This window comes from Sphingomonas sp. PP-CC-1A-547, assembly GCF_003610375.1.
GTDB lineage: Bacteria > Pseudomonadota > Alphaproteobacteria > Sphingomonadales > Sphingomonadaceae > Sphingomonas.
The window spans coordinates 1,017,653-1,042,329 of record NZ_RAPZ01000010.1 but is presented as its reverse complement, the minus strand read 5'-3'; the positions used below and the strand labels follow the sequence as shown (position 1 = coordinate 1,042,329).

Annotated in this window: 26 protein-coding genes; 18 read left to right on the top strand and 8 right to left on the bottom strand. The window is 66.2% G+C overall.

Annotated features, from left to right (window positions below; translation table 11 throughout):
* Window positions 1-56: 56 nt before the first annotated feature.
* The 4 genes from C8J39_RS05475 (at window position 57) to C8J39_RS05460 (ending at window position 3,132) form a co-directional block, all read left to right on the top strand.
* Window positions 57-881, top strand: a complete 825-nt coding sequence (locus C8J39_RS05475; RefSeq protein ID WP_120299532.1) for a formate/nitrite transporter family protein — start codon at window positions 57-59, stop codon at window positions 879-881.
* Entirely contained in the window at window positions 881-1,510 is a 630-nt protein-coding gene (locus tag C8J39_RS05470; protein WP_120299531.1) for a phosphatase PAP2 family protein, read from the top strand. Before C8J39_RS05475 ends, C8J39_RS05470 begins: the two co-directional genes overlap by 1 nt.
* A 141-nt stretch (window positions 1,511-1,651) precedes the next feature.
* On the top strand, window positions 1,652-1,936 hold the full coding sequence (locus C8J39_RS05465; protein WP_056061318.1) for a hypothetical protein: 285 nt from the start codon (window positions 1,652-1,654) through the stop codon (window positions 1,934-1,936).
* Between the two features lie 119 nt (window positions 1,937-2,055).
* Entirely contained in the window at window positions 2,056-3,132 is a 1,077-nt protein-coding gene (locus C8J39_RS05460; protein WP_120299530.1) for an AI-2E family transporter, read from the top strand.
* A 301-nt stretch (window positions 3,133-3,433) separates the two neighbouring features.
* Here C8J39_RS05460 and metK read toward each other — a convergent pair whose 3' ends face one another.
* A complete protein-coding gene (gene metK, locus C8J39_RS05455; RefSeq protein ID WP_120299529.1) occupies window positions 3,434-4,654 on the bottom strand; it encodes a methionine adenosyltransferase in 1,221 nt (406 codons plus the stop codon).
* A gap of 58 nt (window positions 4,655-4,712) precedes the next feature.
* Entirely contained in the window at window positions 4,713-6,245 is a 1,533-nt protein-coding gene (gene lnt / locus C8J39_RS05450; protein WP_120299528.1) for an apolipoprotein N-acyltransferase, read from the bottom strand.
* 364 nt (window positions 6,246-6,609) lie between these two features.
* On the opposite strand from lnt, the gene C8J39_RS05445 reads away from it, so the two are divergent.
* Entirely contained in the window at window positions 6,610-7,029 is a 420-nt protein-coding gene (locus C8J39_RS05445; RefSeq protein WP_183037929.1) for a VOC family protein, read from the top strand.
* 9 nt (window positions 7,030-7,038) lie between these two features.
* Complete coding sequence (locus C8J39_RS05440) at window positions 7,039-7,341, top strand: polyhydroxyalkanoic acid system family protein (protein ID WP_120299527.1); 303 nt, start codon at window positions 7,039-7,041, stop codon at window positions 7,339-7,341.
* Window positions 7,342-7,362: 21 nt separating this feature from the next.
* Here the strand turns inward: C8J39_RS05440 and C8J39_RS05435 are convergent, their stop codons facing one another.
* The 4 genes from C8J39_RS05435 to pyk form a co-directional block, all read right to left on the bottom strand.
* Window positions 7,363-7,884, bottom strand: a complete 522-nt coding sequence (locus tag C8J39_RS05435; protein ID WP_120299752.1) for a biliverdin-producing heme oxygenase — start codon at window positions 7,882-7,884, stop codon at window positions 7,363-7,365.
* Complete coding sequence (locus tag C8J39_RS05430) at window positions 7,881-8,069, bottom strand: YbdD/YjiX family protein (protein ID WP_120299526.1); 189 nt, start codon at window positions 8,067-8,069, stop codon at window positions 7,881-7,883. The genes C8J39_RS05435 and C8J39_RS05430 overlap by 4 nt, the downstream gene beginning before the upstream one ends.
* Window positions 8,066-10,120, bottom strand: a complete 2,055-nt coding sequence (locus tag C8J39_RS05425) for a carbon starvation CstA family protein (RefSeq protein ID WP_120299525.1) — start codon at window positions 10,118-10,120, stop codon at window positions 8,066-8,068. The genes C8J39_RS05430 and C8J39_RS05425 overlap by 4 nt, the downstream gene beginning before the upstream one ends.
* Window positions 10,121-10,738: 618 nt before the next feature.
* A complete protein-coding gene (gene pyk / locus C8J39_RS05420; protein ID WP_120299524.1) occupies window positions 10,739-12,202 on the bottom strand; it encodes a pyruvate kinase in 1,464 nt (487 codons plus the stop codon).
* A 92-nt stretch (window positions 12,203-12,294) separates the two neighbouring features.
* On the opposite strand from pyk, the gene C8J39_RS05415 reads away from it, so the two are divergent.
* The 5 genes from C8J39_RS05415 to C8J39_RS05395 all read left to right on the top strand — a co-directional run bounded on the left by C8J39_RS05415 (window position 12,295) and on the right by C8J39_RS05395 (window position 14,390).
* Window positions 12,295-12,597: a DUF1244 domain-containing protein gene (locus tag C8J39_RS05415; protein ID WP_120299523.1), complete on the top strand. Its 303-nt coding sequence runs from the start codon at window positions 12,295-12,297 to the stop codon at window positions 12,595-12,597.
* A 214-nt stretch (window positions 12,598-12,811) separates the two neighbouring features.
* Window positions 12,812-13,054, top strand: coding sequence for a DUF2312 domain-containing protein (locus tag C8J39_RS05410; protein ID WP_197942503.1), 243 nt, complete (start codon window positions 12,812-12,814; stop codon window positions 13,052-13,054).
* Window positions 13,055-13,140: 86 nt separating this feature from the next.
* Window positions 13,141-13,569, top strand: a complete 429-nt coding sequence (locus tag C8J39_RS05405; protein WP_120299522.1) for a hypothetical protein — start codon at window positions 13,141-13,143, stop codon at window positions 13,567-13,569.
* Window positions 13,566-13,865, top strand: a complete 300-nt coding sequence (locus C8J39_RS05400) for a DUF1294 domain-containing protein (RefSeq protein WP_243649732.1) — start codon at window positions 13,566-13,568, stop codon at window positions 13,863-13,865. The genes C8J39_RS05405 and C8J39_RS05400 overlap by 4 nt, the downstream gene beginning before the upstream one ends.
* A gap of 81 nt (window positions 13,866-13,946) precedes the next feature.
* Window positions 13,947-14,390 carry a nuclear transport factor 2 family protein gene (locus C8J39_RS05395; protein ID WP_165895134.1) on the top strand — a complete coding sequence of 148 codons (444 nt, stop codon included), beginning with the start codon at window positions 13,947-13,949 and terminating at the stop codon, window positions 14,388-14,390.
* 4 nt (window positions 14,391-14,394) lie between these two features.
* Here C8J39_RS05395 and C8J39_RS05390 read toward each other — a convergent pair whose 3' ends face one another.
* The gene (locus C8J39_RS05390; RefSeq protein ID WP_056061281.1) at window positions 14,395-15,858 is read right to left on the bottom strand and encodes an ATP-binding protein; all 1,464 of its coding nucleotides are present in this window, start codon (window positions 15,856-15,858) and stop codon (window positions 14,395-14,397) included.
* A gap of 110 nt (window positions 15,859-15,968) precedes the next feature.
* Here C8J39_RS05390 and C8J39_RS05385 point away from each other — a divergent pair, with 110 nt between their 5' ends.
* The 5 genes from C8J39_RS05385 to ruvA all read left to right on the top strand — a co-directional run bounded on the left by C8J39_RS05385 (window position 15,969) and on the right by ruvA (window position 19,932).
* The gene (locus C8J39_RS05385; protein WP_120299520.1) at window positions 15,969-16,538 is read left to right on the top strand and encodes a DUF1003 domain-containing protein; all 570 of its coding nucleotides are present in this window, start codon (window positions 15,969-15,971) and stop codon (window positions 16,536-16,538) included.
* 29 nt (window positions 16,539-16,567) lie between these two features.
* Entirely contained in the window at window positions 16,568-17,311 is a 744-nt protein-coding gene (locus C8J39_RS05380) for a YebC/PmpR family DNA-binding transcriptional regulator (RefSeq protein ID WP_056477859.1), read from the top strand.
* Window positions 17,312-17,506: 195 nt separating this feature from the next.
* Window positions 17,507-18,013, top strand: coding sequence for a crossover junction endodeoxyribonuclease RuvC (gene ruvC / locus C8J39_RS05375; RefSeq protein WP_056484899.1), 507 nt, complete (start codon window positions 17,507-17,509; stop codon window positions 18,011-18,013).
* Window positions 18,014-18,260: 247 nt separating this feature from the next.
* Entirely contained in the window at window positions 18,261-19,250 is a 990-nt protein-coding gene (locus tag C8J39_RS05370; RefSeq protein ID WP_120299519.1) for a hypothetical protein, read from the top strand.
* A gap of 82 nt (window positions 19,251-19,332) precedes the next feature.
* A complete protein-coding gene (ruvA, locus tag C8J39_RS05365) occupies window positions 19,333-19,932 on the top strand; it encodes a Holliday junction branch migration protein RuvA (protein WP_107963179.1) in 600 nt (199 codons plus the stop codon).
* A gap of 173 nt (window positions 19,933-20,105) precedes the next feature.
* Here the strand turns inward: ruvA and C8J39_RS05360 are convergent, their stop codons facing one another.
* On the bottom strand, window positions 20,106-21,014 hold the full coding sequence (locus C8J39_RS05360) for a 2-hydroxyacid dehydrogenase (protein ID WP_120299518.1): 909 nt from the start codon (window positions 21,012-21,014) through the stop codon (window positions 20,106-20,108).
* Window positions 21,015-21,067: 53 nt separating this feature from the next.
* Here C8J39_RS05360 and ruvB point away from each other — a divergent pair, with 53 nt between their 5' ends.
* Together ruvB and ptsP are read left to right on the top strand one after the other, a co-directional pair.
* Window positions 21,068-22,093 carry a Holliday junction branch migration DNA helicase RuvB gene (gene ruvB / locus C8J39_RS05355; protein WP_120299517.1) on the top strand — a complete coding sequence of 342 codons (1,026 nt, stop codon included), beginning with the start codon at window positions 21,068-21,070 and terminating at the stop codon, window positions 22,091-22,093.
* Window positions 22,094-22,323: 230 nt separating this feature from the next.
* The gene (gene ptsP / locus C8J39_RS05350) at window positions 22,324-24,597 is read left to right on the top strand and encodes a phosphoenolpyruvate--protein phosphotransferase (protein WP_120299516.1); all 2,274 of its coding nucleotides are present in this window, start codon (window positions 22,324-22,326) and stop codon (window positions 24,595-24,597) included.
* Window positions 24,598-24,677 lie beyond the last annotated feature (80 nt).

Below are 24,677 nucleotides of genomic sequence, written 5' to 3'. Positions count from 1 at the left end.
CTCTAGCGGGCGATGGCGCCGGAGCAAAGCGCGACGCGGACCGTTGCACTCTCGTAATGGTCGACAACGCTTCCAATCCGCCCGGCGAAGACGTCGAGGATCTCAAGGCCGCCGATGCGCAGGACCTGCACAAGGCGGTTCGCGAGGAGGGCGAGGAAGAACTCGATCGTCCGGTGTCGTCGCTGTTCTTCTCCGGGCTTGCCGCGGGCATGGCGATCGCCAGTTCGCTGATCGCGGAAGGCGCGCTGCACCACGCGCTGCCCGATACGCCGTGGCGGACGATCATCGTCTCGCTCGGCTATCCGATCGGCTTCCTCGTCGTGATCCTCGGGCGGATGCAGTTGTTCACCGAGAGCACGATCACCGCGATGCTGCCGTTGGTGACCAAGCCGTCGGGCTGGGCATTGCGGCGCACCTTGCGGCTCTGGAGCGTGGTGCTGGTCGCCAACCTCATCGGGACGGCGCTCGCCGGCGGGATGATCGCCGCGGGCCTGCTCGGCGGCAGCGAGCTTCGTACCGCGATGATCGAGGTGTCGATGGCGATTACCGAACTCTCGCCCGGCGCGACGTTCGTCAACGCGGTCCCGGCCGGGTTCATGATCGCGATCCTCGCCTGGTCGCTGCCGAATGCGCGCGAACAGTCTTTCCTCGTGATCGTCGCGATCACCTATGTCGTCGCGATCGCCGCGTTCAGCCATTCGATCGTCGGATCGGTGGAGGCCTGGCTGCTGGTGTTTTCGGGTAAGGTCGGGGTCGCCGAGGCGCTCGGAGGCCTCATGGTGCCGGCGATCCTCGGCAACTTGCTGGGCGGTGCGGGGTTGTTCGCCTTGCTCGCGCATGCACAGGTGCGCGGTGAAATGGACGGACAGGGCGAAAACTGATGGGCAAGACCAAGGACGCCGCGAAGGCCGTCGAGAAGGCGGACCGCAAGGCGACGCACAAGGCCGCCGAGCACCGCGACCAGCCGCTGGTCAAGGCGACCGGGTTCCTTGCCGAGATCGGCGACCAGCCGCAGCTCGTGGCGACGTCGATCGGTACGGTCGTGATCGGCCTGATCGCGCGCAGGCCGGACGTGATCCGTGGCGGTGTACGGATGCTGGCGGCGCACGCGGCGGCGACCTTCGTCAAGTCGGCGATCAAGGCGTCGGTCGACCGCACCCGCCCCGAAAAGGCGATCGAGGACGGCAAGGCCCGGTTCGAGCCGGGCAAGACCGACGATCACGACCAGACGTCGTTCCCGTCTGGCCACACCGCGGGTGCGGTTGCGGTCGCACGTGCTGCGTCGCGCGACATCACGGGCGCCGGTGGTCCGGCTGCGTTGATCTCCGGCGCGGTCGCGGCGGCGCAACCCGTGAACGGGAAGCACTACCTCTCCGATCTCGTCGTCGGCGCCGCAGTGGGCTGGATCGCCGAAGCGCTCGTCAGCGCGGTGTTCGACCGAGTCGCGCCCGCGGTCGAGACGGCGGTGGCGACCAAGGCACCCTTGCTGATCGAGCACGCCGCGGCCTGAGCGGTTCGATGCGGCCGAGTGTTACCCGTTGACCACAGATTGCGGCGAAATCGATATTTGTGAGGACGCGCAACGGGATAGCGGAACCGTTACGCCCGCGTGACGGTTGCCACCGCATCGTAACCAGAACGGACTATCCCCATGAAGAAGCTTTCCATCGCCGTCACGCTCGCCGCCATGGCCGTCTCGCTCGCAGCATGCGGCGGCAAGGGCGATGACAAGCTCGGCAGCCAGGTCGAGAAGGCCGCGGACAACCGCGCCGACGCGCTCGAAGCGACCGCCGACAATCTCGAAGAGCAGGCCAAGGCAGTCCGCAAGGACGGCGACCGCCAGTCGGACGCGATCGACGATGCCGACGTCAACGCGCAGGCGATGCCGCAGGCGCAGAAGGACGCACTGGTCAACGGCAGCGAAAAGCTCCGCTGATCTTCTAGGCGCACACCAGCGCCGGCGTCCTGGCCGCTCTTCGGTATACACCGGAGGGCGGCTTTGACGTTTTGAAAGGACCGGCTCGATCGGTCGTTAATATGACGGGGGACACGGCAATGATCGACAGGCGTCGACTGGAAACGGGGGGCTTCATAACCTTCCTGGTGGCGATCACGATCGCGTTGTGCGTGGTCGTATCGTCGTTCGCGGCGGCGCTGTTGTGGAGCGCGCTGGCGGCGATCCTGTTCCAGTCGCTGTATCAATGGCTGCTCAAGCGCTGGCCCGACCGCCGCAATCTCGCCGCCGCGTTGACGTTGTTGATCATCTTCGTCGCGGTGATCATCCCGACGCTGTTCATCGGCAGCCTGATGATCGACCAGTCCGCCTCGGTCTACGCCAAACTGCAGAGCGGCCAGATCAACTTTGGCGCGTATTTCCAGCAGATCCACGACGCGATGCCGAACCGGATCCAGGGTGCGCTGGACAAGGCCGGGCTTAACAGCTTCGAACAGGCGCAGTCGCGGGTGTCCAACATCCTCGGCAACAGCGTCCGCTCGATCGCGGGGCAGGCACTGTCGATCGGCCGTAACGCGGCCGCGTTCCTGCTGTCGTTCGGCGTCGGGCTGTACGTGACGTTCTTCCTGCTCCGCGACGGCGACAAGGTCGGTCCCGCAATCCGCCGCGCGCTGCCGTTCGAGCATTCGGTGGCGGTGAAGCTGGTCGACAAGTTCGTCGCGGTGGTGCGTGCGACGATCAAGGGATCGGTCATCGTCGGGCTCGTCCAGGGTGCGCTCGGCGGCCTGACTTTCTGGATCGTCGGCGTGCCGGCGGCGTTGCTCTGGGGCCTGCTGATGGCACTGACATCGCTATTGCCGGCGCTCGGGCCGGCGATCGTTTGGGTGCCGGTCGCGGTGTATCTACTCGCGACGGGCGCGATCTGGCAGGGCGTGGTCGTAATCGTCTCGGGCGTGGTAGTGATCGGTCTGGCCGACAATATCCTCCGGCCTATCCTGGTCGGGCGTGACACGGGGATTCCGGATTACATCGTGCTGGTCACCACGCTTGGCGGGATCGAGGTGGTCGGGCTGAGCGGTATCGTCGTCGGGCCACTGGTGGCTGCGCTGTTCCTGACGGCGTGGCAGATCCTGACCGAGCAGCGGCATGCCGAGATTTCCCCCGTTCGTCCTGAGTAGCTGCTGAGCCTGTCGAAGCGGCGTATCGAAGGACAGCTTGGCAAGCGGAGCGCTCGTTGTGCTTTTTTAACCCTCTCCCCTCGGGGAGAGGGAGGGGCCCGCACGGCGAAGCCGGGTGGGAAGGTGAGGGGGAGTGAGGCTCGGACTCTCTCCTCCAAAGCCCCTCACCCTTCCGTCGCCAAGCGGCTCCTCCCTCCCTCTCCCCGGCGGGGAGAGGGACTGGAAGCTCAGTTCACAACAACAAAAAAGCCTCCCGCGGACCAGTCCGCGGGAGGCTTTTTCGTAATCTCAAGAGGCGTCGCTACCAGGCGACGGCAGCCTTCAGCGCATCGACCAGATCGGTCTTCTCCCAGGTGAACATGTCACCCTCAGGCTCGCGACCAAAGTGACCATACGCCGCCGTCTTCTTGTAGATCGGCGCGTTGAGCTTGAGGTGCTCGCGGATGCCCTTCGGCGTCAGGCGAACGAGTTTCGGCAGGACCGCCTCGAGCTTGGCTTCCTCGACGGTGCCCGTGCCATGCGTGTCGACATACACCGACAGCGGCTCGGCGATGCCGATCGCATAGCTCAACTGGATCGTGCAGCGACGCGCAAGCCCCGCGGCAACGACGTTCTTCGCCAGATAGCGCGCGACATACGCGGCCGAGCGATCCACCTTCGTCGGATCCTTGCCCGAGAACGCACCGCCGCCATGCGGGGCCGCGCCGCCGTACGTGTCGACGATGATCTTGCGACCCGTCACGCCGGCGTCGCCGTCCGGGCCGCCGATCTCGAACTGGCCGGTCGGGTTGATGTAGATCGCGGTCTCGTCGGTGATGAAGCCGTCGGGCAGCACGTCCTGGAACACGCCCATGACGTAGTCGCGCAGCACGGCGTACTTGGCGGGATCGGCGTTGTCGCCCTTCTCGCAATAGCCCGGTGCGTGCTGCGTCGAGACAACGAGAGCGGTTGCGCCGACCGGCACTTCGTTCTCATACGACAGCGTGACCTGGCTCTTGGCGTCGGGCTCGAGGAACGGCGCGGCGCCCGAGTGACGGTCCTCGGCCATCTTGGCGAGGATCTTGTGGCTGTAATACAGCGTCGCGGGCATCAGGCCGGGGGTTTCGTCGGTCGCGTAACCGAACATGATGCCCTGGTCGCCGGCGCCCTCGTCCTTGTTGCCGCTCTCGTCGACGCCCATCGCGATGTGCGCGGACTGGCCGTGGAGGTTGTTCTCGAAGCGGAACGTCTCCCAGTGGAAGCCTGACTGCGCGTAGCCGATTTCCCTGACCGTGTTGCGAACCGCCGCCTCGATCTCTTCGAGCACGCCATCGGCCCACTGGTCGTTCTCGTAGATGCCCTTGCCGCGGATTTCACCGGCGAGGACGACGAGCTGCGTGGTGGTCAGCGTCTCGCAGGCGATGCGTGCCTGGGGATCCTTGGCGAGGAACAGGTCGACGATCGTGTCGCTGATCTGGTCGGCGACCTTGTCGGGATGGCCTTCGGAGACCGATTCGGAAGTGAAGAGGAAAGACTTGCGCATGCGGGCCTCTTTGCCATGCTCTGGAGCGAGCGTCATATAAGGAAAGCTTTATATGACCCTAGCGCTGGCGACGGCGCAGGGCAACCGCGCTTGCGAGCATCAGCGCGGCAACGATCGCCGCCATCGCGTTGCCGACGCGCGAGAACAGCGTGGGAGGCAGCGCGGACGGCATCGGTTGTTCAATGGCACCGGCGGTCTCGTGCGGGACGGTCGCGACGAGGCGACCATCGGCAGCGATGATCGCCGAAATACCGGTCGGCGTGGCGCGAAGGATCGGCAACCCTTCCTCGATCGCGCGCATCCGGGCCTGAGCCAGATGCTGCGGCGGACCCCATCTGCCGAACCACGCATCGTTGGACGGATTGAACAGGATGCGCGGACGATGCGCGCGATCCACGACCTCGCCCGAGAAGATGATCTCGTAGCAGATCTGCATCCCGATCGAACCGAAGCCCGGCAGCGTAAGGTTCGCAGGGCCCTTGCCCGAGGTGAAGTCGATATCGCCGGGCACGAGCCGCGCGAGCCCGAGCGGCTTCAGCAGCCACGGCATCGGCAGATATTCGCCGTACGGCACGAGGTGCGCCTTGTCGTAACGGCCGCGCAACCGAGCCTGCGCATCGAGCGCGAATACCGAATTGGCCGCGCCTGAGATCTGATCCCTGGCGTTGAACTCGAGCGCGGTGCCGCCGATCAGCAGAATGTCCTCGGGGCCCAGCAGACGCGCCATGCGGCGGCGGAGGTAGAGCGGGCTCGACCAGCCATAGGCGTAGAAGGGGTAGCCATCCTCGACATAGTCACGAACGACGCCCTCTGGCCAGACGACCAGGCGCGGGGTTGAGCCGCCATGGCCGGACAGCTTCTCCAGCGCGGACAGAACGCGCTCGCCGTCAGTCTCGCTGCGGTCTTCCTGGCCGATGTCGGGTTGGACCACGCGGACCAGAGGCGTGCCGGGAGCGGGCGGCGGTACATTCGTCCAGAGTGCGGACAGTGCTGCGAGACCGAGCGCTGGAAGCGCGACGGCTGGCAGTGTCCAACGGCGTACCGCGAGCATCAGCAGCGCGCCCGCGGCGAGGATCGTCACCCCCGAAAGGGCGTAGGTCCCGATCCACGCGGATAGCCGCGCGACGCCGATCGCGGGGAGCCAGACGACGCTCAGCGGATCCCACGCATAGCCGGTGAACAGCGTCGCGCGCAGCCACTCGGTCGCGATCCAGGCCGCGGCGAAGACGAACACGAACGTCGCATCGGGGGTGCCGGGCTGTCGTGCGATCCGCCAAGCCAAGCCTCCTGCAAGCATCGGGAACACCGCCAGATACAGCGCGAGACCGACCGCCGCGAAGTACCCGAGCACCGGCGGCATCGCGTCCTGGAAGTCGAACGCATGCTGGAACCAGTTGTTGTTCACGGTAAAATGCCCAACCCCGAACACCCACCCGCGCCACAGCGCCCCGCGCAGGGTCGGCGCGTCATGGACGAGCTTCATCCACAGCGCGAACGCGACGAGCGTCAGCGGCCAGAGATCGAGCGGAGCGAACCCGGTCGCGGCAAGCGCGCCGAGGACGAGGCAGGCGAGGGCAGGGTAACGGTTCACGCTCGCGCTATGGCGTGGCGGAAGGGGGTGGGCAATGTTTTCGGTGTGATGGGGCGGGGGGATGAGGAGCGCCTCACGGCATCTAGAACCACCCCGGCGAAGGCCGGGGCCCAATTGGAAAGGTGGTCGTAACGAAGCGCTACCCTCCGTTAGCAACGTCCCCCAATTGGGCCCCGGCCTTCGCCGGGGTGGTGCAGTGTGAGGGGGAGGGCGCCCGCCCAAAGCTTGTTCTCCCGCGAAGGCGGGAGCCCAGACTGGGCTCCCGCCTTCGCGGGAGAACAAGGAAGGGCTGTCCCACGTACCGCAGGCGAAGCGCAAAAAACCCAAGGGTGACGAACCGGATTGCCCAACCTATCTTCTTCCAATGATCCTACGCCCCTTCCACCTGGCCTTCCCGGTCCACGACCTCGACGCAGCCCGCACCTTCTACGGCGCCACCCTCGGCTGCCGCGAAGGGCGCTCCAGCGACCACTGGATCGACTTCGACCTGTTCGGCCACCAAATCGTCGCGCACCTCGACCCCGCCGCCAAACCCGTCGCGGTCGAGAACGCGGTCGATGGCCATGCCGTCCCGGTCCCCCATTTCGGCGTCGTCCTGACGATGGACGACTGGACCGCGCTGTCCGAACGCGTCACCGCCGCCGGCGTTAAGTTCGGGATAGCGCCTTACATCCGCTTCAAGGGCGAGCCCGGCGAGCAGGCGACGATGTTCTTTCTCGATCCCAGCGGCAACGCACTCGAGTTCAAGGCGTTCGCCAACGACGACATGATTTTCGCGACTTAAGGAATAGACATGGGCACTCCCATCACCGTCGACGTCCCTCACCAGCTCGGCAAGACTGCGGTCCGCGCGCGGCTCGACGGGGGGATCGGCAAGATCAGCGACAAGATCCCCGGCGGGTCGGTGACTGAGCAGCGCTGGGATGGCGACACGTTGCATTTCACCGTCCAGGCAATGGGCCAGACGATCGCGAGCGCGGTCACCGTGTTCGAGACGAACGTCCACGCGGTCGTCGACCTGCCCGGCATCCTCGGCCTGTTCGCGAGCAAGGTACAGGACATGATCCGCAAGGAAGCGCCGAAGCTCTTGCGCTGACAGAACCGCGCCGGGGACGGATCAAGCCTCCGGCGCGCGTCCGTACAGATCGAACGCGGCCTTCGCACCGGCGATCGCATCGGCAATCCACGCTTCGTCGGCGGGCTGCGCATCGATCGCCGCGAGCAGTTCGCGCCACTCGCCGGGCAGGTGCTTCGCGCCGAGATACGCCGATGGCATACCCTCGGGCACCGACCGCGACAGCATGATGCCGCCGAGTCTCGAGCCCTCGACCACGTACATCGCACCCCATCCGGCTGCCACGCTTGCTATTGCCTCGAACGTCATCGGCGCCGGCATCGGCTCGCCCAGCGCCTTGAGATCGGCAGCGAGCAGGTCCAACCGATCGCGAAACGCAGGCAAGCCGGGGATATCACGCAGCCACGCTTCCACCGCGGGCAACGCCTTGGCATGTGCGATCAGAAACGCGTGGTAATCGCCCGCATTGGTCAGGTCGTAGCGCCCGAACCCCGCATCGACCGCATCATGATCGGCCGCCGTCGCGGCCCGCAATCGCGCGACCGTAGTATTCGTCTTGGTCAACAGCACCGCCCTCCGCCCTTGCTGCCGTACCGCGCCTCTTGCCGATCGCGGAAGAACGCGCGTTCGTCCATCGGCGCGTGATCGGGATGCCGCTCGGCCATGTGCTGGAGATAGGCCGCGTAGGACGGCACGCCGACCATCAGCAGCGCGGTCTCGCGGGCCTTCGCATACAGCGCGCGGATCATTCCGCGGCCACCAGCTGCGGCGGGACTTCGGTGACAGTCGGCCGGTCGATCCTCAGCGCCGCCAGACACGTGCGGATGCCAAAGAACACGATCGACAGCACCACCGCCAGGAACAGCGCGCATAGCCCGGCGTCGATCCGGTCGTTGAGCACGATCCGCTGCATTTCCGCCATCGTCTTGGCCGGCGCGAGCAGTTCCCCGCGCGTCGCCGCGTCCGCGAACTTCGACGCATGCGCGAGGAAGCCGACCTTGGGGTCGCTCGCGAACAGCTTCATTAGTCCGGCGGTGATCGTGCACAGGCACAGCCACGCGGCGGGCAGAATCGTCACCCACGCGTAACGCTGGCGCTTCATCCGGAACAGCACGACCGTCGCCAGCACCAGTGCGACTGCCGCGAGCATCTGGTTCGAGATGCCGAACAGCGGCCACAGCGTGTTCACCCCGCCCAAGGGGTCGGTAACGCCTTGGTACAGGAAGAACCCCCAGGCGATCACGCAGAGCGCGGTCGCAATCAGCCCGGGCACGATCGCCGAGGCATTACGGAATGACGGCACCGCGAGCCCGATCAGATCCTGCAGCATGAACCGCCCGGCGCGCGTCCCCGCATCGACCGCAGTGAGGATGAACAGCGCCTCGAACAGGATCGCGAAGTGATACCAGAACGCCTTCATCGCCTGCCCACCGACGAGGTGGCTGAAGATCTCCGACATCGCCACCGCCAGCGTCGGCGCGCCGCCCGTGCGCGAGACGATCGTGGTCTCGCCGACGTCCTTCGCGGTCTGGGCGAGCAGCTCCGGCGTGATCGGGAAGCCCATCGCCGTCACTGCGGTCGCCGCGGAGGCGAAGTCGGTCCCGACCACCGCCGCCGGGCTGTTCATCGCGAAATACACGCCGGGATCGAGGATCGACGCGCCGACCAGCGCCATGATCGCGACGAAGCTCTCCATCAGCATCGCGCCATAACCGATGAACTGCGCGTCGCCTTCGCTGGCGATCAGCTTCGGCGTCGTGCCGCTGGCGATGAGCGCGTGGAAGCCCGACACCGCGCCGCACGCGATCGTGATGAACAGGAACGGGAAGAGCCCGCCCGACCAGACCGGGCCGGAGCCGTCGATGAACGGCGTGAGCGCAGGCATCCGCAGCGGCGGCGCGACGACCGCGATGCCGATCGCGAGCGCGACGATCGCGCCGATCTTGAGGAAGGTCGACAAATAATCGCGCGGCGCGAGCAGCAGCCATACGGGCAGGACGGAGGCGACCGCGCCGTAGCCGACCATCAGCACGCAGAGCTGCACCGGCGTCAGCGTGAACAGCGGCGCGAGCGTCGGCGAGGCGGCAACCGTGCCGCCATAGACGATCGCAGCGAGCAGCCCGATCACGCCGAGAACGGAGACTTCGCCGACCTTCCCGGGGCGGATCCAGCGGGTGTAGATGCCCATCAGGAACGCGAGCGGGATCGTCGCGGCGACGGTGAACAGCCCCCACGGGCTGCCCGCGAGCGCGCGCACCACGATCAGCGCGAGCACGGCCAGGATGATGACCATGATCGCGAACGCACCGATCAGCGCGATCACGCCGGGAACCGCACCCATCTCCATGCGGATCAGCTCGCCGAGCGAGCGCCCGTCGCGCCGCATCGAGATGAACAGGATCATGAAGTCCTGCACCGCGCCCGCGAGGACGACGCCGGCGAGGATCCATAGCGTGCCGGGAAGATAGCCCATCTGCGCAGCGAGCACCGGCCCGACCAGCGGTCCGGCACCAGCGATCGCGGCGAAATGGTGGCCGAACAGGACATTGCGATCCGTCGCGACGTAATCGAGGCCGTCGGCTCGGCGCAGCGCCGGGGTAGGCCGCGACGGATCGAGCTGCATCACATGTCGTGCAATGTACCGCGCGTAGAACCGGTACGCGATCAGCTGCACCGACACGGCGGCGGTCACGATCCACAGCGCGTTGACATGCTCGCCACGCTCGAACGCGACGACCGCCAGCGCGCAGGCTGCGAGCAAGGCGAGTGCGCCCCAACCGATCTTCTCGCGTAATGTCATTGCGTTCGCCCTCCCGCGCGGTCCGTCTGCGCGGCATCGCGTATTCAGGCGCGGAGCGCTAGCCTAGATTAGCTCGTACACCCGCCCCACAGCTCCACCCCGGCGAAGGCCGGGGCCCAATTGGAAAGGTCGTCGTAACGCAGTGAGAGCTTCACCGTTACCGTTCCCCAATTGGGCCCCGGCCTTCGCCGGGGTGGTGGCTTGGTTGGATAAAGGTGGCGCTCCCCGGTCAACGGGGCTCGATCTGAGCAGGCGGTATGCAAAACGCAGTTCAACCCCATCTCGTCACCCCGGCGGAGGCCGGGGCCCACCGGCCCGCATACTCCACGGGCTGCGAGTATGCGGAACGGTGGATGCCGGAACGAGCCCGGCATGACGGGGAAGGGGGCTGGTTGCTGTTCCGGTTTGCGCGGGACATTCTCGCGGCCGTAGCGCGCATTCCAACGAGGCCGTTCCCCCGCGGACGCGGGGCAACAGTTGAATACCGTGGCGCTTGGTATCCTGGCCCCCAGCCTTCGCGGGGAACAACTTGGGTGGGCTCTCCCCAGCCTTGAGGGCAGACGTAGTGCGCGGCAGCGACGAGCAAGCGCCCTTCGCCAGCTCCCCCCCCCAAAAAACTCAAACCTGCGAATGATGCCCCTTCAGCTCATCCCCGACGATCCGCACCACATGCAGCACGTTGGTCGACCCAGGCGTCCGGAACGGCACGCCCGCCAGCACGATCACCCGATCCCCAGCCTTGGCCATCCCGTGCCGCAAAGCCATCCGCTTCGACTTCGCCACCATGTCCTCGAACGACTCCACGTCGCGCGTATGGACAGCATGCGTCCCCCACAGCAGCCCAAGCCGCCGCGCGGTCTCGTGGCTGGGCGTCAGCACCAGCAACGGCACCGAAGGCCGCTCGCGCGCAATGCGACGCGCGGTCGAGCCCGAGGTGGTGAAGCAGATGATCGCCACCGCGGACACCGTCGCGGCGATGTTCTTCGCCGCCTCGGCGAGCGCATCCGCGGTGGTCGGATCGGGCTTCATCACAGTGAAGTGCATCCGGTCGCCGTGCTCGGGATCTCCCTCGACCGACACGCCGATCGCGTCCATCATCGCCACCGATTCGACCGGCCACGCGCCCGCCGCGCTCTCCGCCGACAGCATGATCGCATCCGCGCCGTCATACACCGCGGTCGCGACGTCGGACACTTCCGCGCGCGTCGGCGAAGGCGACGTAATCATCGATTCGAGCATCTGCGTCGCGACCACCACCGGGCGGCCCATCCGGCGCGACACTTCGACGATGCGCTTCTGCAGTGGCGGCACTTGCTGCGGCGGCAGCTCGACGCCCAGATCGCCGCGCGCGACCATCACCCCGTCGCAGGCCTCGACGATCTCCTCCAGCCGCTCGATCGCCGCGGGCTTCTCGATCTTCGCCATCAGCGCCGCCTTGCCGCCGATCAGTTTGCGCGCTTCCCAAAGATCTTCCGGGCGCTGGACGAACGACAGTGCGATCCAGTCGACGCCCTGGTCGACCGCGAAGTCGAGATCGCTGCGGTCCTTCTCGGTCAGCGCCGCCATCGGCAGCACGACGTCGGGGACGTTGAGACCCTTGCTGTTCGACAACGCGCCGCCGACCTCGACGCGAGTCGTGATCTCGCGCGGGCTGTGCGACACGACGCGCAGCACGAGCTTACCGTCGTCGAGAAGCAGGCGCGCGCCCGGCTCGATCGCCGCGAAGATCTCGTCGTGCGGCAGTTCGACGCGCGTCGCATCGCCCGGCGTCGGGTCGCGATCGAGCACGAAGGTCGAGCCGGTTTCGAGCACCGTGCGGCCGCCGTCGAACTTGCCGACGCGCAGCTTCGGTCCCTGAAGATCGGCGAGGATGGTCGACGGACGACCATATTCCTTCTCCAGCGCGCGAATCGCCTGGATCACGGCGATCTTCGACTGCTGGTCGCCGTGACTCATGTTAATGCGGAATGCGTCCGCGCCGGTACGGAAGAGGGTCGCGATCATCTCGGGCGTGCTGCTGGCAGGGCCGAGCGTCGCTAGAATGCGGACTTTGCGCGAACGGGGTGCGATGGCCTTGGTCATGCGGTGCGTCTTCCTCGGCGTTTCCTGGGGGAGGTCTTTGCCGCGACGGGCCTTAAACCCTATCTCCGCGGGATCAACCACGGAGCATAGTAATGAACCCCGATCGCCTCGATACTTTGGACGATGCCGTAGCGGCACAGGCCTTTCGCCGCCTGATCCGTCATCTCCGCCACCGCGAGGACGCGCAGAACGTCGACCTGATGGGGCTCGCCGGTTTCTGCCGCAACTGCCTGTCGGACTGGGTCGAGGAAGCAAGCGGCATGACGAAGGATGCCGCACGCGAGACTGTGTACGGGATGCCGTATGCGGAGTGGAAGGCGCACCATCAGGGCGACGCGACGCCCGAGCAGCTCGAACGGATGAAGGCGAGCGTCGCGAAGAACGCGGTGATTTGAGAACGGCTGCAATTGATTCGCGACGATCCCCCGCAGGGTCGCTTGAGCCGAACACGGTAAACGCCTAGACGCAGGCCCGCACCCAATTCGGCATGATTCAGGACGTCTCCGGACGGCGATCACCGGTGCGGGCTTGTATCTTGATTGGCTTTTGACCGGCGCGTGGGCGCTGGCGAGTGGGGAATTTTCGATGTCTGACGAACGGCAACACGGCATGGGCGGCGGCGCGGTCGCAGCGGACGAACTGCGCCTGCTGATCGAGCGCGCCGAGCGTCTCGAAGAAGAGAAGAAGGGTATCTCGGACGACATCAAGGACGTGATGGCGGAAGCCAAGGGCCGCGGTTACGACCCAAAGGCGATCCGTAAGATCCTGTCGATCCGGAAGAAGAAGAAGGAAGAATATCAGGAGGAGGAAGCGATCCTCGAAGTGTATCTCCAGGCGTTGGGGATGATCTGAGTTTCGCCAGGGCGGTGAGACGGCCAAACGCGTCGGTTGTGACGTGTTTAACAGAACTGTCATCGGTTGCGGATTAGTGTCCGGCTATGACCATCCCTTTTCTCGCCGCCCTTGCGCTGGCCACTATGGCCGCCCCCGCCCAGTCGGATGAGGGGGCGGCCAACGCCAGCTTCTGCCAGCGGATCGCGACCGAGCTCGGTATGAAGACGGCGAAACCGTCCGACGGCCACGCCGCATGGGAGCTGAAGACGCTCGGTGGCCTGGGTACCGCGCTGTTCGGTGGATCGAGCTATGTTTCGATGGGGCTCGGTCCGGCTGAAGACTCGGTCATCACTAACGCACGCCAATATGTCGATGCGTGTGCCAGCGTCGCCAACGGGATGGTATGCACTGTCACCGGGCCGGCGGAATTCCAGATTGGTGTGAAAGATCACATGGTCAAGATGCGCGCGAATGCGGGCGAGCGTGCAGAGGTCCGCATGGTTAAAATGCGGATCCGTTGCGAGGACCGTTGACCGCGCCGAATATTGCGCTTGCTGTCGTCACGGGCGTCTTCTTGCTGGTGCTGGTCAACGTCATCACGGTCGCCGCGTTCGCGCTCGACAAGCGGCGATCATCGACTGGCGCGTGGCGCATTCCTGAATCCCGCTTGCTCTGGTTCGCGGCACTTGGCGGCAGCCCGGGCGCGTTCTGGGCGCGTAATCGCTACCGGCACAAGACACGGAAGCAACCATTCGTCGGTCGGCTCCAGCTCATCGCGATGGTACAAGTCGGCGTCATCGCAGCTCTCGCCATCGCGTCCGCATTCTAGGTTCGGCAACCGGCAGCGTCATTGCTGCACCTGAAGCTTAGGTGTATTGCCGTTATGCAACATTGCATCGGGGGGGCAAGAATGCGGGTATTTCTGGGGATTGCGGCGGCATCATTGGTTAGTGTTCCTGCCGCGGCGCAATCGGTTGAGGTCGACATCCAAAAACTCGGTCAGCGTGCCGAGGCGTTCGTCCGGGTCCGCAACCAGTTCGATCAGGCGGCGATGATCGCGATGATGGCGCCCGAATACCAGGAAGTATCGCCCGTCGGTGAGGTCGATTCCCGCGAGCGCGTGATCGGGTTCTACGCAGCCGACAAAAAATCAGCCGCACCGCCGATGACGATTACCGAAACCGTCGCGCGGCCCGCCGGCACGATCGGTGTTGTCACGATGCGGATCGCCTACACCATGCCCGGCAAGGACGGCCAGATGCAGACGCGCGCGCTGCGGGCCGGTTTCGTCGCGCGACGGATCAAGGGCGACTGGCAGTTCGTATCGTTGCAGTTCACCCCGATCCGCGGATGACGACCTAAGCCGCCTCCGCCGGCAGCGTCGTCCAGCCCAGCCCTGGGATCGTGATCGAGCGTTTGCCGGCAAGATCGGTGCGGCACACGATCAGTTCGCGGCTCTCTATATAGCCGATCAGGCGCTTCACACGGCCAAGCGAACTCGTACCATACGTCGCTGCGATGCGCGCGTCAGACGGGCAGGGCTCGCCTTCACGTGCCGCGCGCGCCACCAAAAGGAACGCGCCCAGCATGTCGTCGGGCAGCCCGCTCGCTACGTCGAGCGCCGCCGTCCACGCCTCGTCGGTCATGTCGAAGATGCCGGCGCGGGCGCAACTGAGACGCCGGACGAAACCGGGTAAATCGAGCGGCGGCTTGGCGAGGCCACCCATCCGGCAGCGCACCTGGAAATCCTGAAACAGCACCGACGGCGGCCGCAGCGTCGACTCCGGATCCTCGACGATCGCGCGGAAGACGTCGGCGTAGACCGCCTCGACCTCGTCGTCAGTTTTCTCGGGCGGCGGCGGAGCCGCGGTGCGTGGCTCGGGCGGGCGGGCGATGCCGTCGAGCAGTTCCTCAGCCGGCACGCGACGCGGGCGCGAATCGAACATCAGGCCGAGTTCGGGCGCGTCGACCACCGGCTCGGACAGCAGGTCCTGCAGGTCCATCGGCGCGGCGCTGGGGAGGGGGGTGAGCTTGGGGCTGCCGCTGCGCGCGGACGTCGCGACGTCGCCGATCTTCACGGTGATCGGCCGCCGCGACACTGCTGGCCCGAGCGCCATGAACGTGCCGCGCTGGAGATCGCGAATCGCTTCGGCCTGGCGTCGCTCCATGCCGAGCAGGTCGGCGGCGCGCGCCATGTCGATGTCGAGGAAGGTACGGCCCATCAGGAAGTTCGACGCCTCCGCGGCGACGTTCTTCGCAAGCTTCGCCAGACGCTGCGTCGCGATCACCCCGGCGAGGCCGCGCTTACGCCCACGGCACATCAGGTTCGTCATCGCCGCCAAAGAGGCACGGCGGACCTCTTCCGAGACCTCGCCGCCCGTCACCGGCGCGAACATTTGCGCTTCGTCGACCACCACCAGTACCGGATACCAATGCTCGCGCGGCGCATCGAACAGCGCGGAGAGGAACGACGCGGCGCACCGCATCTGGCCCTCGACCTCGAGTCCTTCGAGGCTGAGCACCGCGGACGTCCGATGTTCGCGCAACCGCGTCGCGATGCGCGCGATCTCGCGTTCGCTATAGTCGCCGGCTTCGATCACGACATGACCATGCGGCCCGGCCAGCGTCACGAAATCGCCCTCCGGATCGATCACGATCTGCTGGACATGCCCCGCCGATCGCTCGAGTAGCCGGCGCAGCAGATGCGATTTTCCCGAGCCCGAATTGCCCTGCACCAACAGGCGGGTGGCGAGTAGTTCCTCCAGGTCGACGCCGACGGCAGTACCATTGCCGTCGGTGCCCATATTCACGCTAACCGTCATGCCGCGCGTTTGGCAGGTGCGGGCGCATGGGAGCAAGGAGTCTTTGTCGCTTCCGTCGCAAGCCCGGCTTTGCGCTGGCATAATCCGCATTCCCGGCTAGGGCGCGACTCATGGCCACGAAACAATCCCTGCTCGCCGATCTCTCGCAGCGACTGCTCGGCAAGGCGCCGGGCGACCTCGACGACGAGGAACGCCGCGTCCTCGCCGGCATCGAGGCCGGGACGACGGTCAGTCGCGATGCTGCCGACGTCTCGGACGAGCGGTCGACCTTCGGCGAGCGGCTGTCGGACCGGGTGGCGGCGATCGGTGGGTCGTGGGGGTTCATCATCGCGTTCAGCACAGTGCTGATCGGCTGGATGCTGCTGAATTCGGACATCCTCGCGCATTTCGGGCGCGCGTTCGATCCGTATCCCTACATCTTCCTCAACCTGCTGCTGTCGACCGTCGCGGCGATCCAGGCGCCGGTGATCATGATGAGCCAGAACCGGCAATCGGCGAAGGATCGCCTAGCCGCCAGCCTCGACTACGAGACCAATCTCCGCGCCGAACTCGACATCCTGCGCGTGCATCACAAGATCGATCATCTCGTGCTCGCCCGGCTCGACGCGATCGAAGCGAAGATCGACGCCCTTGCGGGCTTGGGAACCGACGGTCTGGCGAAATCCGCGCCTGACGCCTAAGAGCGGGGCCATCAGCTAAAGAGGCACCGATGGCAGGCCATTCCAAATACAAGAATATCATGTACCGCAAGGGCGCGCAGGACAAGAAGCGCTCGTCCGCGTTCAGCAAGCTCAGCCGAGAGATCACGGTCGCGGCCAAGATGGGCCTGCCCGACGTCGACATGAACCCGCGCCTTCGCGCGGCGGTCAACGCGGCCAAGGCGGCGTCGCTGCCGAAGGAAAACATCCAGCGCTCGATCGACAAGGCGAGCCGCGGCGATGCCGAGAACTACGAGGAAATCCGCTACGAGGGTTTCGGCCCCGGCGGCGTGTCGCTGATCATCGAGGCGCTGACCGACAACCGCAACCGCACCGCGACCAACGTCCGCGTCGCGGTCGGCAAGAACGGCGGCAACCTCGGGGCGGGCGGTTCGGTCAGCCACGCATTCGACCGCGTCGGGCTGATCTCGTATCCGGCGAGCGCGGGCGATGCCGACACGGTGTTCGAAGCCGCGCTCGAAGCGGGCGCCGAGGACGTCACGTCGAGCGAGGACGGCCATGAGGTCTGGACCGCGCAGGGCGACCTGCACGAGGTGGCCAAGGCGTTGGAAGCAAAGCTCGGCGAGGCCGAAGGCGCCAAGCTCGCCTGGCGTCCGCAAGTCATGGTCGCAGTCGGTGCAGACGATGCGGCGACGCTCTTCAAGCTGATCGACGCGCTCGACGACGACGACGACGTGCAGACGGTGTGGGGCAATTACGAGATCTCCGACGAGATCATGGAATCGCTCGGCTGAGATGAAGAAGGTGGGTTCACGCGGAGACGCGGAGACGCGGAGAGTTGTGCTTCGCGGCGACGTCCTCCGCGCCAGCGGCCTCATTTCTGTCGGCCGGCCCGGAGAATTGAAAGTCCCGCTAACGCGAGACGATCGCCAGGAACGCACCCTCTCCGCGTCTCCGCGTCTCCGCGTGAACCAACCTTCTTCCTTCCCATGATTATCCTCGGACTAGACCCCGGCCTCGGCACCACCGGCTGGGGCGTCATCCGCGCCGACGGCAACCGGCTGAGCCATATCGCCAACGGCCAGATCAAGACCGACCCGTCGATGGCGCTCCCCCGCCGCCTCACCGCGCTCTACAACGCGCTGATCGACGTCATCCGCACCGAGCGCCCCGACGGCGCGGCGGTCGAGGAAGTGCTCGGCAATACCAATGCGCAATCGACGCTGAAACTCGGCCAAGCGCGCGGCGTCGTCCTGCTCGCCGCGGCAGGGGCGGGGCTGCATATCGGCGAATACCACCCGTCGACCGTCAAGAAAGGCGTCGTCGGCACCGGCGGCGCGGACAAGAAGCAGATCCAGGCGATGATGGCCGTGCTGCTCCCTGGCGCGAAACTCGCCGGACCCGATGCGGCCGATGCGCTGGCCGTCGCGATCACGCATGCGCATCACGTTGCCAGCGCCGCCGCCCTGGCACGACGCAGCGGCGTAGGCGCCTGATCTCTCCGGCGATCCGACCAACGCGAGGTAACGCCGTCCCGGTGTAGCATCCGAAGACGTGCGCCACGGCTAGCCGCATCACAAATATCAACCCTAGCCAATATCCGCTCGGACAAAACTTGGTTCATTTTGAATGAGATCAGCGCCTGAGCGCTATAATTACACCTCAATCAAGTTTTGATAGCCAAGCCTGCATTGCTGTGGCAGCGCCGCCCGTGATTTTTTAATTTAGATTAAGGGCGGCGCGATGCTTGTCGAACACGTACGAGGTGGGACGAACAGCAACAATGTTCCGGCCTCGGCGTTCGCGATGCCCGCGGGCATGACGATGCGGTACGACCTGCCCGATCCCGCGCTGTCCGAGTATTTGACGGGGTACGCGATCTACGCCTCGAACGACCGCACGCCGATGCTCAACTGGTATCTGCCGGCGCCGGCGATGATCTCGGTGCTTGTCGACGCCGGGCCGCTGACCGTGTCGGTCGGCAACCACCGCTTCGGCCCGCTCGACCGCGCAAGTTTCTACGGCCCGACCAGCCGCGCCTTCCGGACCGAGACGCGTGGAGGGATCGCCGTGGGCATCGGCCTCAGCGCGCTCGGCTGGTCGCGGCTCACCGCGCGGTCGGCGGGCGAATTCCACAACCGCGTCGTGCCGCTCGGTTCGGCGCTGGGATCGGACCTTTCCGCGCGGCTGGTCGAAGGGCTCGACGCGCTCGACGACGACACGATGATCAAGCCGTTGCTCGATGCGGTGTTCGCTGCGTTTTTCACCCGTCCGCATCCGCGCGAGGATTTGATCCGCGCGTTCACTGCGTTGACCGTCACCGACGGCGTGATCGAGATGAAGGACGTCGCCGACCGCCTCGACATCCCGACGCATGAACTGCGTCGCATGGCGACGCGCCATTTCGGCATGCCGCCAAAGCTGTTGCTGAGGCGCGCGCGGTTCCTGCGCTCGTTCATCAGCCTGATCCGGACGGACGGCATGGCGGACTATTCGAAGATCGACAGCAGCTATTTCGACGCCTCGCATTTCCTGCGTGATGCCGGCACGTTCCTCGGCACGACCCCCCGCCGCTTCATCGCGTCCGACACCGTATTCCTGCGCGCCAGCCTGCGTGCCCGCGCGATGGTGATCGGCGCGCCGACCCAGGCGCTGCACGAAGCCGCGAAGGCCGCTGCGCCCGTTCAGAACCGTCCGACGGGCGAGCAGGGTCGTCCGCAACCAAATGCCTGACCTGCGCGCGGGGCGATCGAGCCGGGAAGCGGGTATTTTGACGGGATGACGCCGCGCCGCCGATGTTCTACCGCCTGTTCCAATGATCGTGCATCTCAAAGGACGGCTGGACTCGACCGGCATCGACCATGCCGTGATAGACGTCGGCGGCGTCGGCTATCTGGTCGGCGCATCGGCGCGCACGCTGTCGGCGCTCGGGCCGATCGGCGAGGCGTGTACGGTGTTCACCGAACTGCTGGTAGGCGAGGATTTTCAGCGGCTGGTCGGCTTCTCCAGCGCAGACGAGCGCGATTGGTTCCGGTTGCTGACGGGCGTGCAGGGAGTTGGCGCCCGCGTGGCGCTCGCGATCCTGTCGGCGCTGGAGCCCGTCGACCTGAGCCGTGCGATCGCGAGTGGCGACAAGGCGATGGTCGCGCGCGCCAACGGCGTGGGGCCGAAGCTTGCCCAGCGGATCGTGATGGAACTGAAGGACAAGGTCGGCGGCATCGCGCTTGGGCTCGGGCCGGCGGTGGTTAACGCTGCGCCCGGCGCGTCCGCGGATGCTGTGTCGGCGCTACTCAACCTCGGGTTCCGCCCGAACGAGGCGAGCGTCGCGGTGGCGGCGGCGGACGAGGAACTGGGACCGGGGGCCTCGCTCGATGCGCTGGTTCGGCTGGCGTTGCGCAAGGCGTCGAAGTCTTAGCGTCGGCGCAAATTGCAGGTCGCGTATCTAACGATCCTCCCCCGCAAGGGGGAGGTGGCTGGCGCTTGCCAGACGGAGGGGGAGGCACGCGACACGTTTGTTGCGTGTCCTCCCCCTCCGTCACCTGCGGTGCCACCTCCCCCTGGCGGGGGAGGATTGCTATCCAGCTCGGTTCAAAGCGGGGTGAGCAGCGCTTTCCCCCCGAAATGCGCGTCGAGGTTCGCAACCACCAACGCCCCCATCGCCGCCCGCCCGTCGACGGTCGCGCTACCCTGATGCGGTGACAGTACCACCCGATCCATCGCCTTGAGCGCGTCGGGAACCGCAGGTTCGTCAGCGAACACATCGAGCCCCGCCCCGGCGATCGTCCCGTCCTGAAGCGCCGCCACCAGCGCCGGTTCGTCCACCAGACTACCCCGAGCGATATTGACGAGGATACCGTCCTCGCCAAGCGCCCCGAGGACACCCGCATCCACGATATGCGACGTCGCCTCGCCCCCAGGTGCTGCGATGATCAGCACGTCGCACGCTGCCGCAAGCGAAACGATGTCGGCATGAAACATGCCTTCGAAATTCGGCTTGGCGGAGCGAGCCGTATAATAGAGTTCATTCGCAAACGGCGCAGCACGCTTGCCGATGGCTCTACCGATCCGCCCCAGTCCGAAGATCCCGATCCGCCGCCCGCTCGCCCGGCGCGCAAGATCGACCTGCCACCCGCCGTCCCGCACGGCACGGTCATTCGCGACGATCCGCCGCTGCACCGCCAACATCAGCCCGATCGCAAGGTCCGCGACGTCGTCGGTCAGCACGTCAGGCGTCGTCGTCACCGCGATGCCGCGCGCCTTGGCTGCGGCAAGGTCGACTCCGTCATAGCCGACGCCGTGGATCGCGACGATCTCCAGCGCAGGCAGGCGGTCCAGGAGTGCCGCATCGACCACGCTGCTCCCACCCCCGACGATCGCCCGCGTCGTCGCCGGCGGATCGTTGCGGTACAACGTGAAGCGCTCGGCGAGCGTAGCCTCCAACGCGGGCGAGACTCCGCCCAGCAGATACAAATCGGGTTGCGAGGTCTCGTTGGTCATCCCACACCCATAGCCGCCTTGCCCCCTTCACCGCGAGCGCGCTATCGCAGGGTGTGACCGATACAGACCGCATCCTGACTGCCGCCAAGCGTCCCGAAGACGTTGACGCCGCGCTGCGCCCGAAGACTCTCGACGAATTCGTCGGGCAGAAGGCGGCACGCGAGAACCTGCGCATCTTCATCCAGGCGGCGAAATCGCGTGGCGATGCCCTGGATCATGTGCTGTTCTTCGGTCCGCCGGGGCTCGGCAAGACGACGCTCGCGCAGATCGTCGCGCGCGAGATGGGGGTCGGGTTCCGCGCCACCTCAGGCCCGGTGATCGCCAAGTCGGGCGATCTCGCCGCGTTGTTGACCAATCTCGAGGACGGCGACGTGCTGTTCATCGACGAGATCCACCGGTTGCAGCCCGCGGTCGAGGAGGTGCTCTACCCGGCGATGGAGGACCGTGCGCTCGACCTGATGATCGGCGAGGGGCCAAGTGCGAGGTCGGTACGCATCGACCTGCCGCGGTTTACGCTGATCGGCGCGACCACGCGGCAGGGGTTGTTGACGACGCCGTTGAGGGATCGCTTCGGCATCCCGGTGCGGTTGCAATTCTATACGGTCGAGGAACTGGAGCGCGTCGTCACGCGAGCGGCGGGACTGCTTGGGCTTGGCATCGCCAAGGACGGCGCGATGGAGATCGCGCGGCGTGCGCGGGGGACGCCACGTATTGCCGGACGGTTGCTGCGAAGGGTGCGCGATTTCGCGAATGTCGCAGGGCACGAGACGGTCGACGCGCGGGCGGCGGATGCGGCGCTCAACCGGCTTGAAGTCGATTCGCTCGGGCTCGACGCGATGGATCGGCGGTATCTGATGATGATCGCCGACATCTACCGCGGCGGCCCGGTCGGCGTGGAGACGTTGGCGGCGGGCCTCAGCGAACCGCGCGACACGATCGAGGAAGTGATCGAGCCATATCTGATCCAGTTGGGTCTGATTGCGCGCACTGCTCGCGGTCGGTTCCTGAATGCAGGCGGCTGGAAACACCTGGGTCTGAACCCACCAGCCGGCAGCCAGGACGGCCTGTTCGACACCTGACTTCTCACCCCTCCCTGGAAGGGAGGGGCAGGGGGTGGGTCGGCTTCCACATACCGAGACCGTGACGGCTCAAACGAGCCGACCCACCCCCAACCCCTCCCTTCCAGGGAGGGGAGAAACCAGAATCAACAAACACTTGTAAGGATCCACACCTTCAGATCGATCGAACTTCACCCCAACACTGCTTTTGTTGCGTGGCACCCAAGCGTTTCATCTGATAGCCAACGCGAATGCCCCTTTCGGCCGCCGCCTCCGCCCGCGAAATCCTCACCAGCCTTCACGACGTGATGGCGTCGCGCACGTCCGCGCAAGCCAAGCTGAACGCCGTCGTCGGCATCATCGCCACCGCGATCGACAGCGAGGTCTGCTCGATCTACCTCTTGCGCGAGGGCGTGCTCGAACTGTTCGCGACCCGCGGCCTCGATCAGGCGGCGGTCCACGTCACCAAGCTTGCACTCGGCGAAGGTCTCGTCGGCACGATCGCCGAGGATGTCGAAGTGCTCAACCTCGACGAAGCCGCCAGCCACCCCGATTTCGCCTACAAGCCCGAGACCGGCGAGGATCGCTTCCACAGTTTCGCCGGCGTGCCGATCATCCGCCGCGAGCGTTCCGTCGGCGTCCTGGCCGTCCAGCACACCGATCGTCGCAAATATGCGGACGTCGAGATCGAGGCGTTGCAGACGGTCGCGATGGTGCTCTCCGAACTGATCGCCAACGCAGGGCTGATCGACACCACCGGCGGCGGCGCGGATCGGCCGCAGTCGACCGCGGCGATGCGCATCCCCGGCCAGAAGCTCGTCGACGGCATGGGCGCGGGCTTCGCGGTCTATCACCAGCCGCGTATCCACATCGAGCATACCGTCGCCGAGGATACCGACGCCGAGCGCCACCGCGTCTACGCGGCGTTCGACAAGATGCGCGAAGGCATCGACCGGATGACGCGCGAGGCCGAGTTCGGCGTCGGCGGCGAGCATGTCGAGGTGCTCCAGACCTACAAGATGTTCGCGTATGACGAGGGCTGGGCGCGGCGCATCAACGAGGCGATCGACTCCGGCCTCACCGCGGAAGCGGCGATTGAGCGCGTTCAGCAACGCACCCGCCAGCGGATGCGCCAGATCGACGATCCGTTGCTTGCCGACCGGATGCACGATCTCGAAGACCTGTCGAACCGGCTACTGCGGATCGTCTCGGGCCAGATGGGTACCGCCGCGCAGATGGGTCTTCGCCAGGACACGATCCTGATCGCGCGCAACCTCGGCCCCGCCGAACTGCTCGAATACGACAAGCGTCGGCTGAAGGGCGTGATCCTTGAAGAAGGCTCGCTCACCGCACACGTCACGATCGTCGCGCGCGCGATGGGCGTGCCCGTGCTCGGCCGCGTTCGCGACATCCGCCGGTTGGTCGCAGAGGGCGACATGCTGTTGCTCGACAGCGCCGAGAGCAACGTCTTCGCACGGCCCTCGGCGGCAATGGAGGAAGCGTTCGAGGCGCGCCTCGCGATGCGCCAGAAGCGCAAGGCGGCGTTCGCGGCGCTGCGCGACGTCCCGCCGGTCACCAAGGATGGCCATCGCCTGACCTTGATGGTGAACGCAGGCCTGCGTGACGACGTGGCCGCGCTCGACGTGACCGGCGCGGACGGAATCGGCCTGTTCCGTACCGAGTTCCAGTTCCTCGTCTCCGCCACGCTACCGCAGCGCGAGCGCCAGCAGCGGCTGTACCGCGAAGTGCTCGATGCGGCCGGCGATCGCCCTGTAATCTTCCGCACCGTCGATATCGGTGGCGACAAGGCGCTGCCGTATCTCAACAAGGAGGATTCGGACGAAGAGAACCCGGCGATGGGCTGGCGCGCGCTGCGCCTCGGCCTGGAGCGCGACGGGTTGATGAAGGTGCAGGCGCGGGCTCTTCTCGAAGCCGCCGCCGGCCGCACGCTCAACGTGATGTTCCCGATGGTCAGCGAGCCGTGGGAGTTCGACGAGGCACGCGCGCTGTTCGAGGCGCAGCGGACCTGGCTCGAAGGACGCGGGCGGAAGATGCCGCTGGCGATCCGCTACGGCGCGATGCTGGAGGTGCCGGCGCTTGCCGAGATGCTCGACATCCTGCTGCCGAAGATCGAGTTCCTGTCGATCGGCACCAACGATCTCACGCAGTTCCTGTTCGCCGCCGATCGCGCCAATCCGAAGCTCGCCGAGCGCTACGACTGGCTCAGCCCGTCGATCCTGCGCTTCATCGCGCGGCTGGTCGCACCGGTCCGCGACGCCTCCGTCGATCTGGCGGTCTGCGGCGAAATGGGCGGGCGCCCGCTGGAGGCGATGGCGCTGATCGGGCTCGGCATTGAGAGGTTGTCGATCACCCCCGCCGCAGTCGGCCCGATCAAGGCGATGACGCGCTCGCTCGATCGCGCCGCGCTGACCGCATACATGACAGGGCTGCTGGCCAACCCGCCGCGCGACATGCGCGGTGCGCTGACCAATTGGGCGACCGAGAACGGCGTCGAAATCGTCTGATCGGCGGAAAGCTGCGGTTAAGACGCGCGGTGCGTTGACACGGCTGGGGCCCTCTGAAAGACGGGTGACATGGCGGGAAA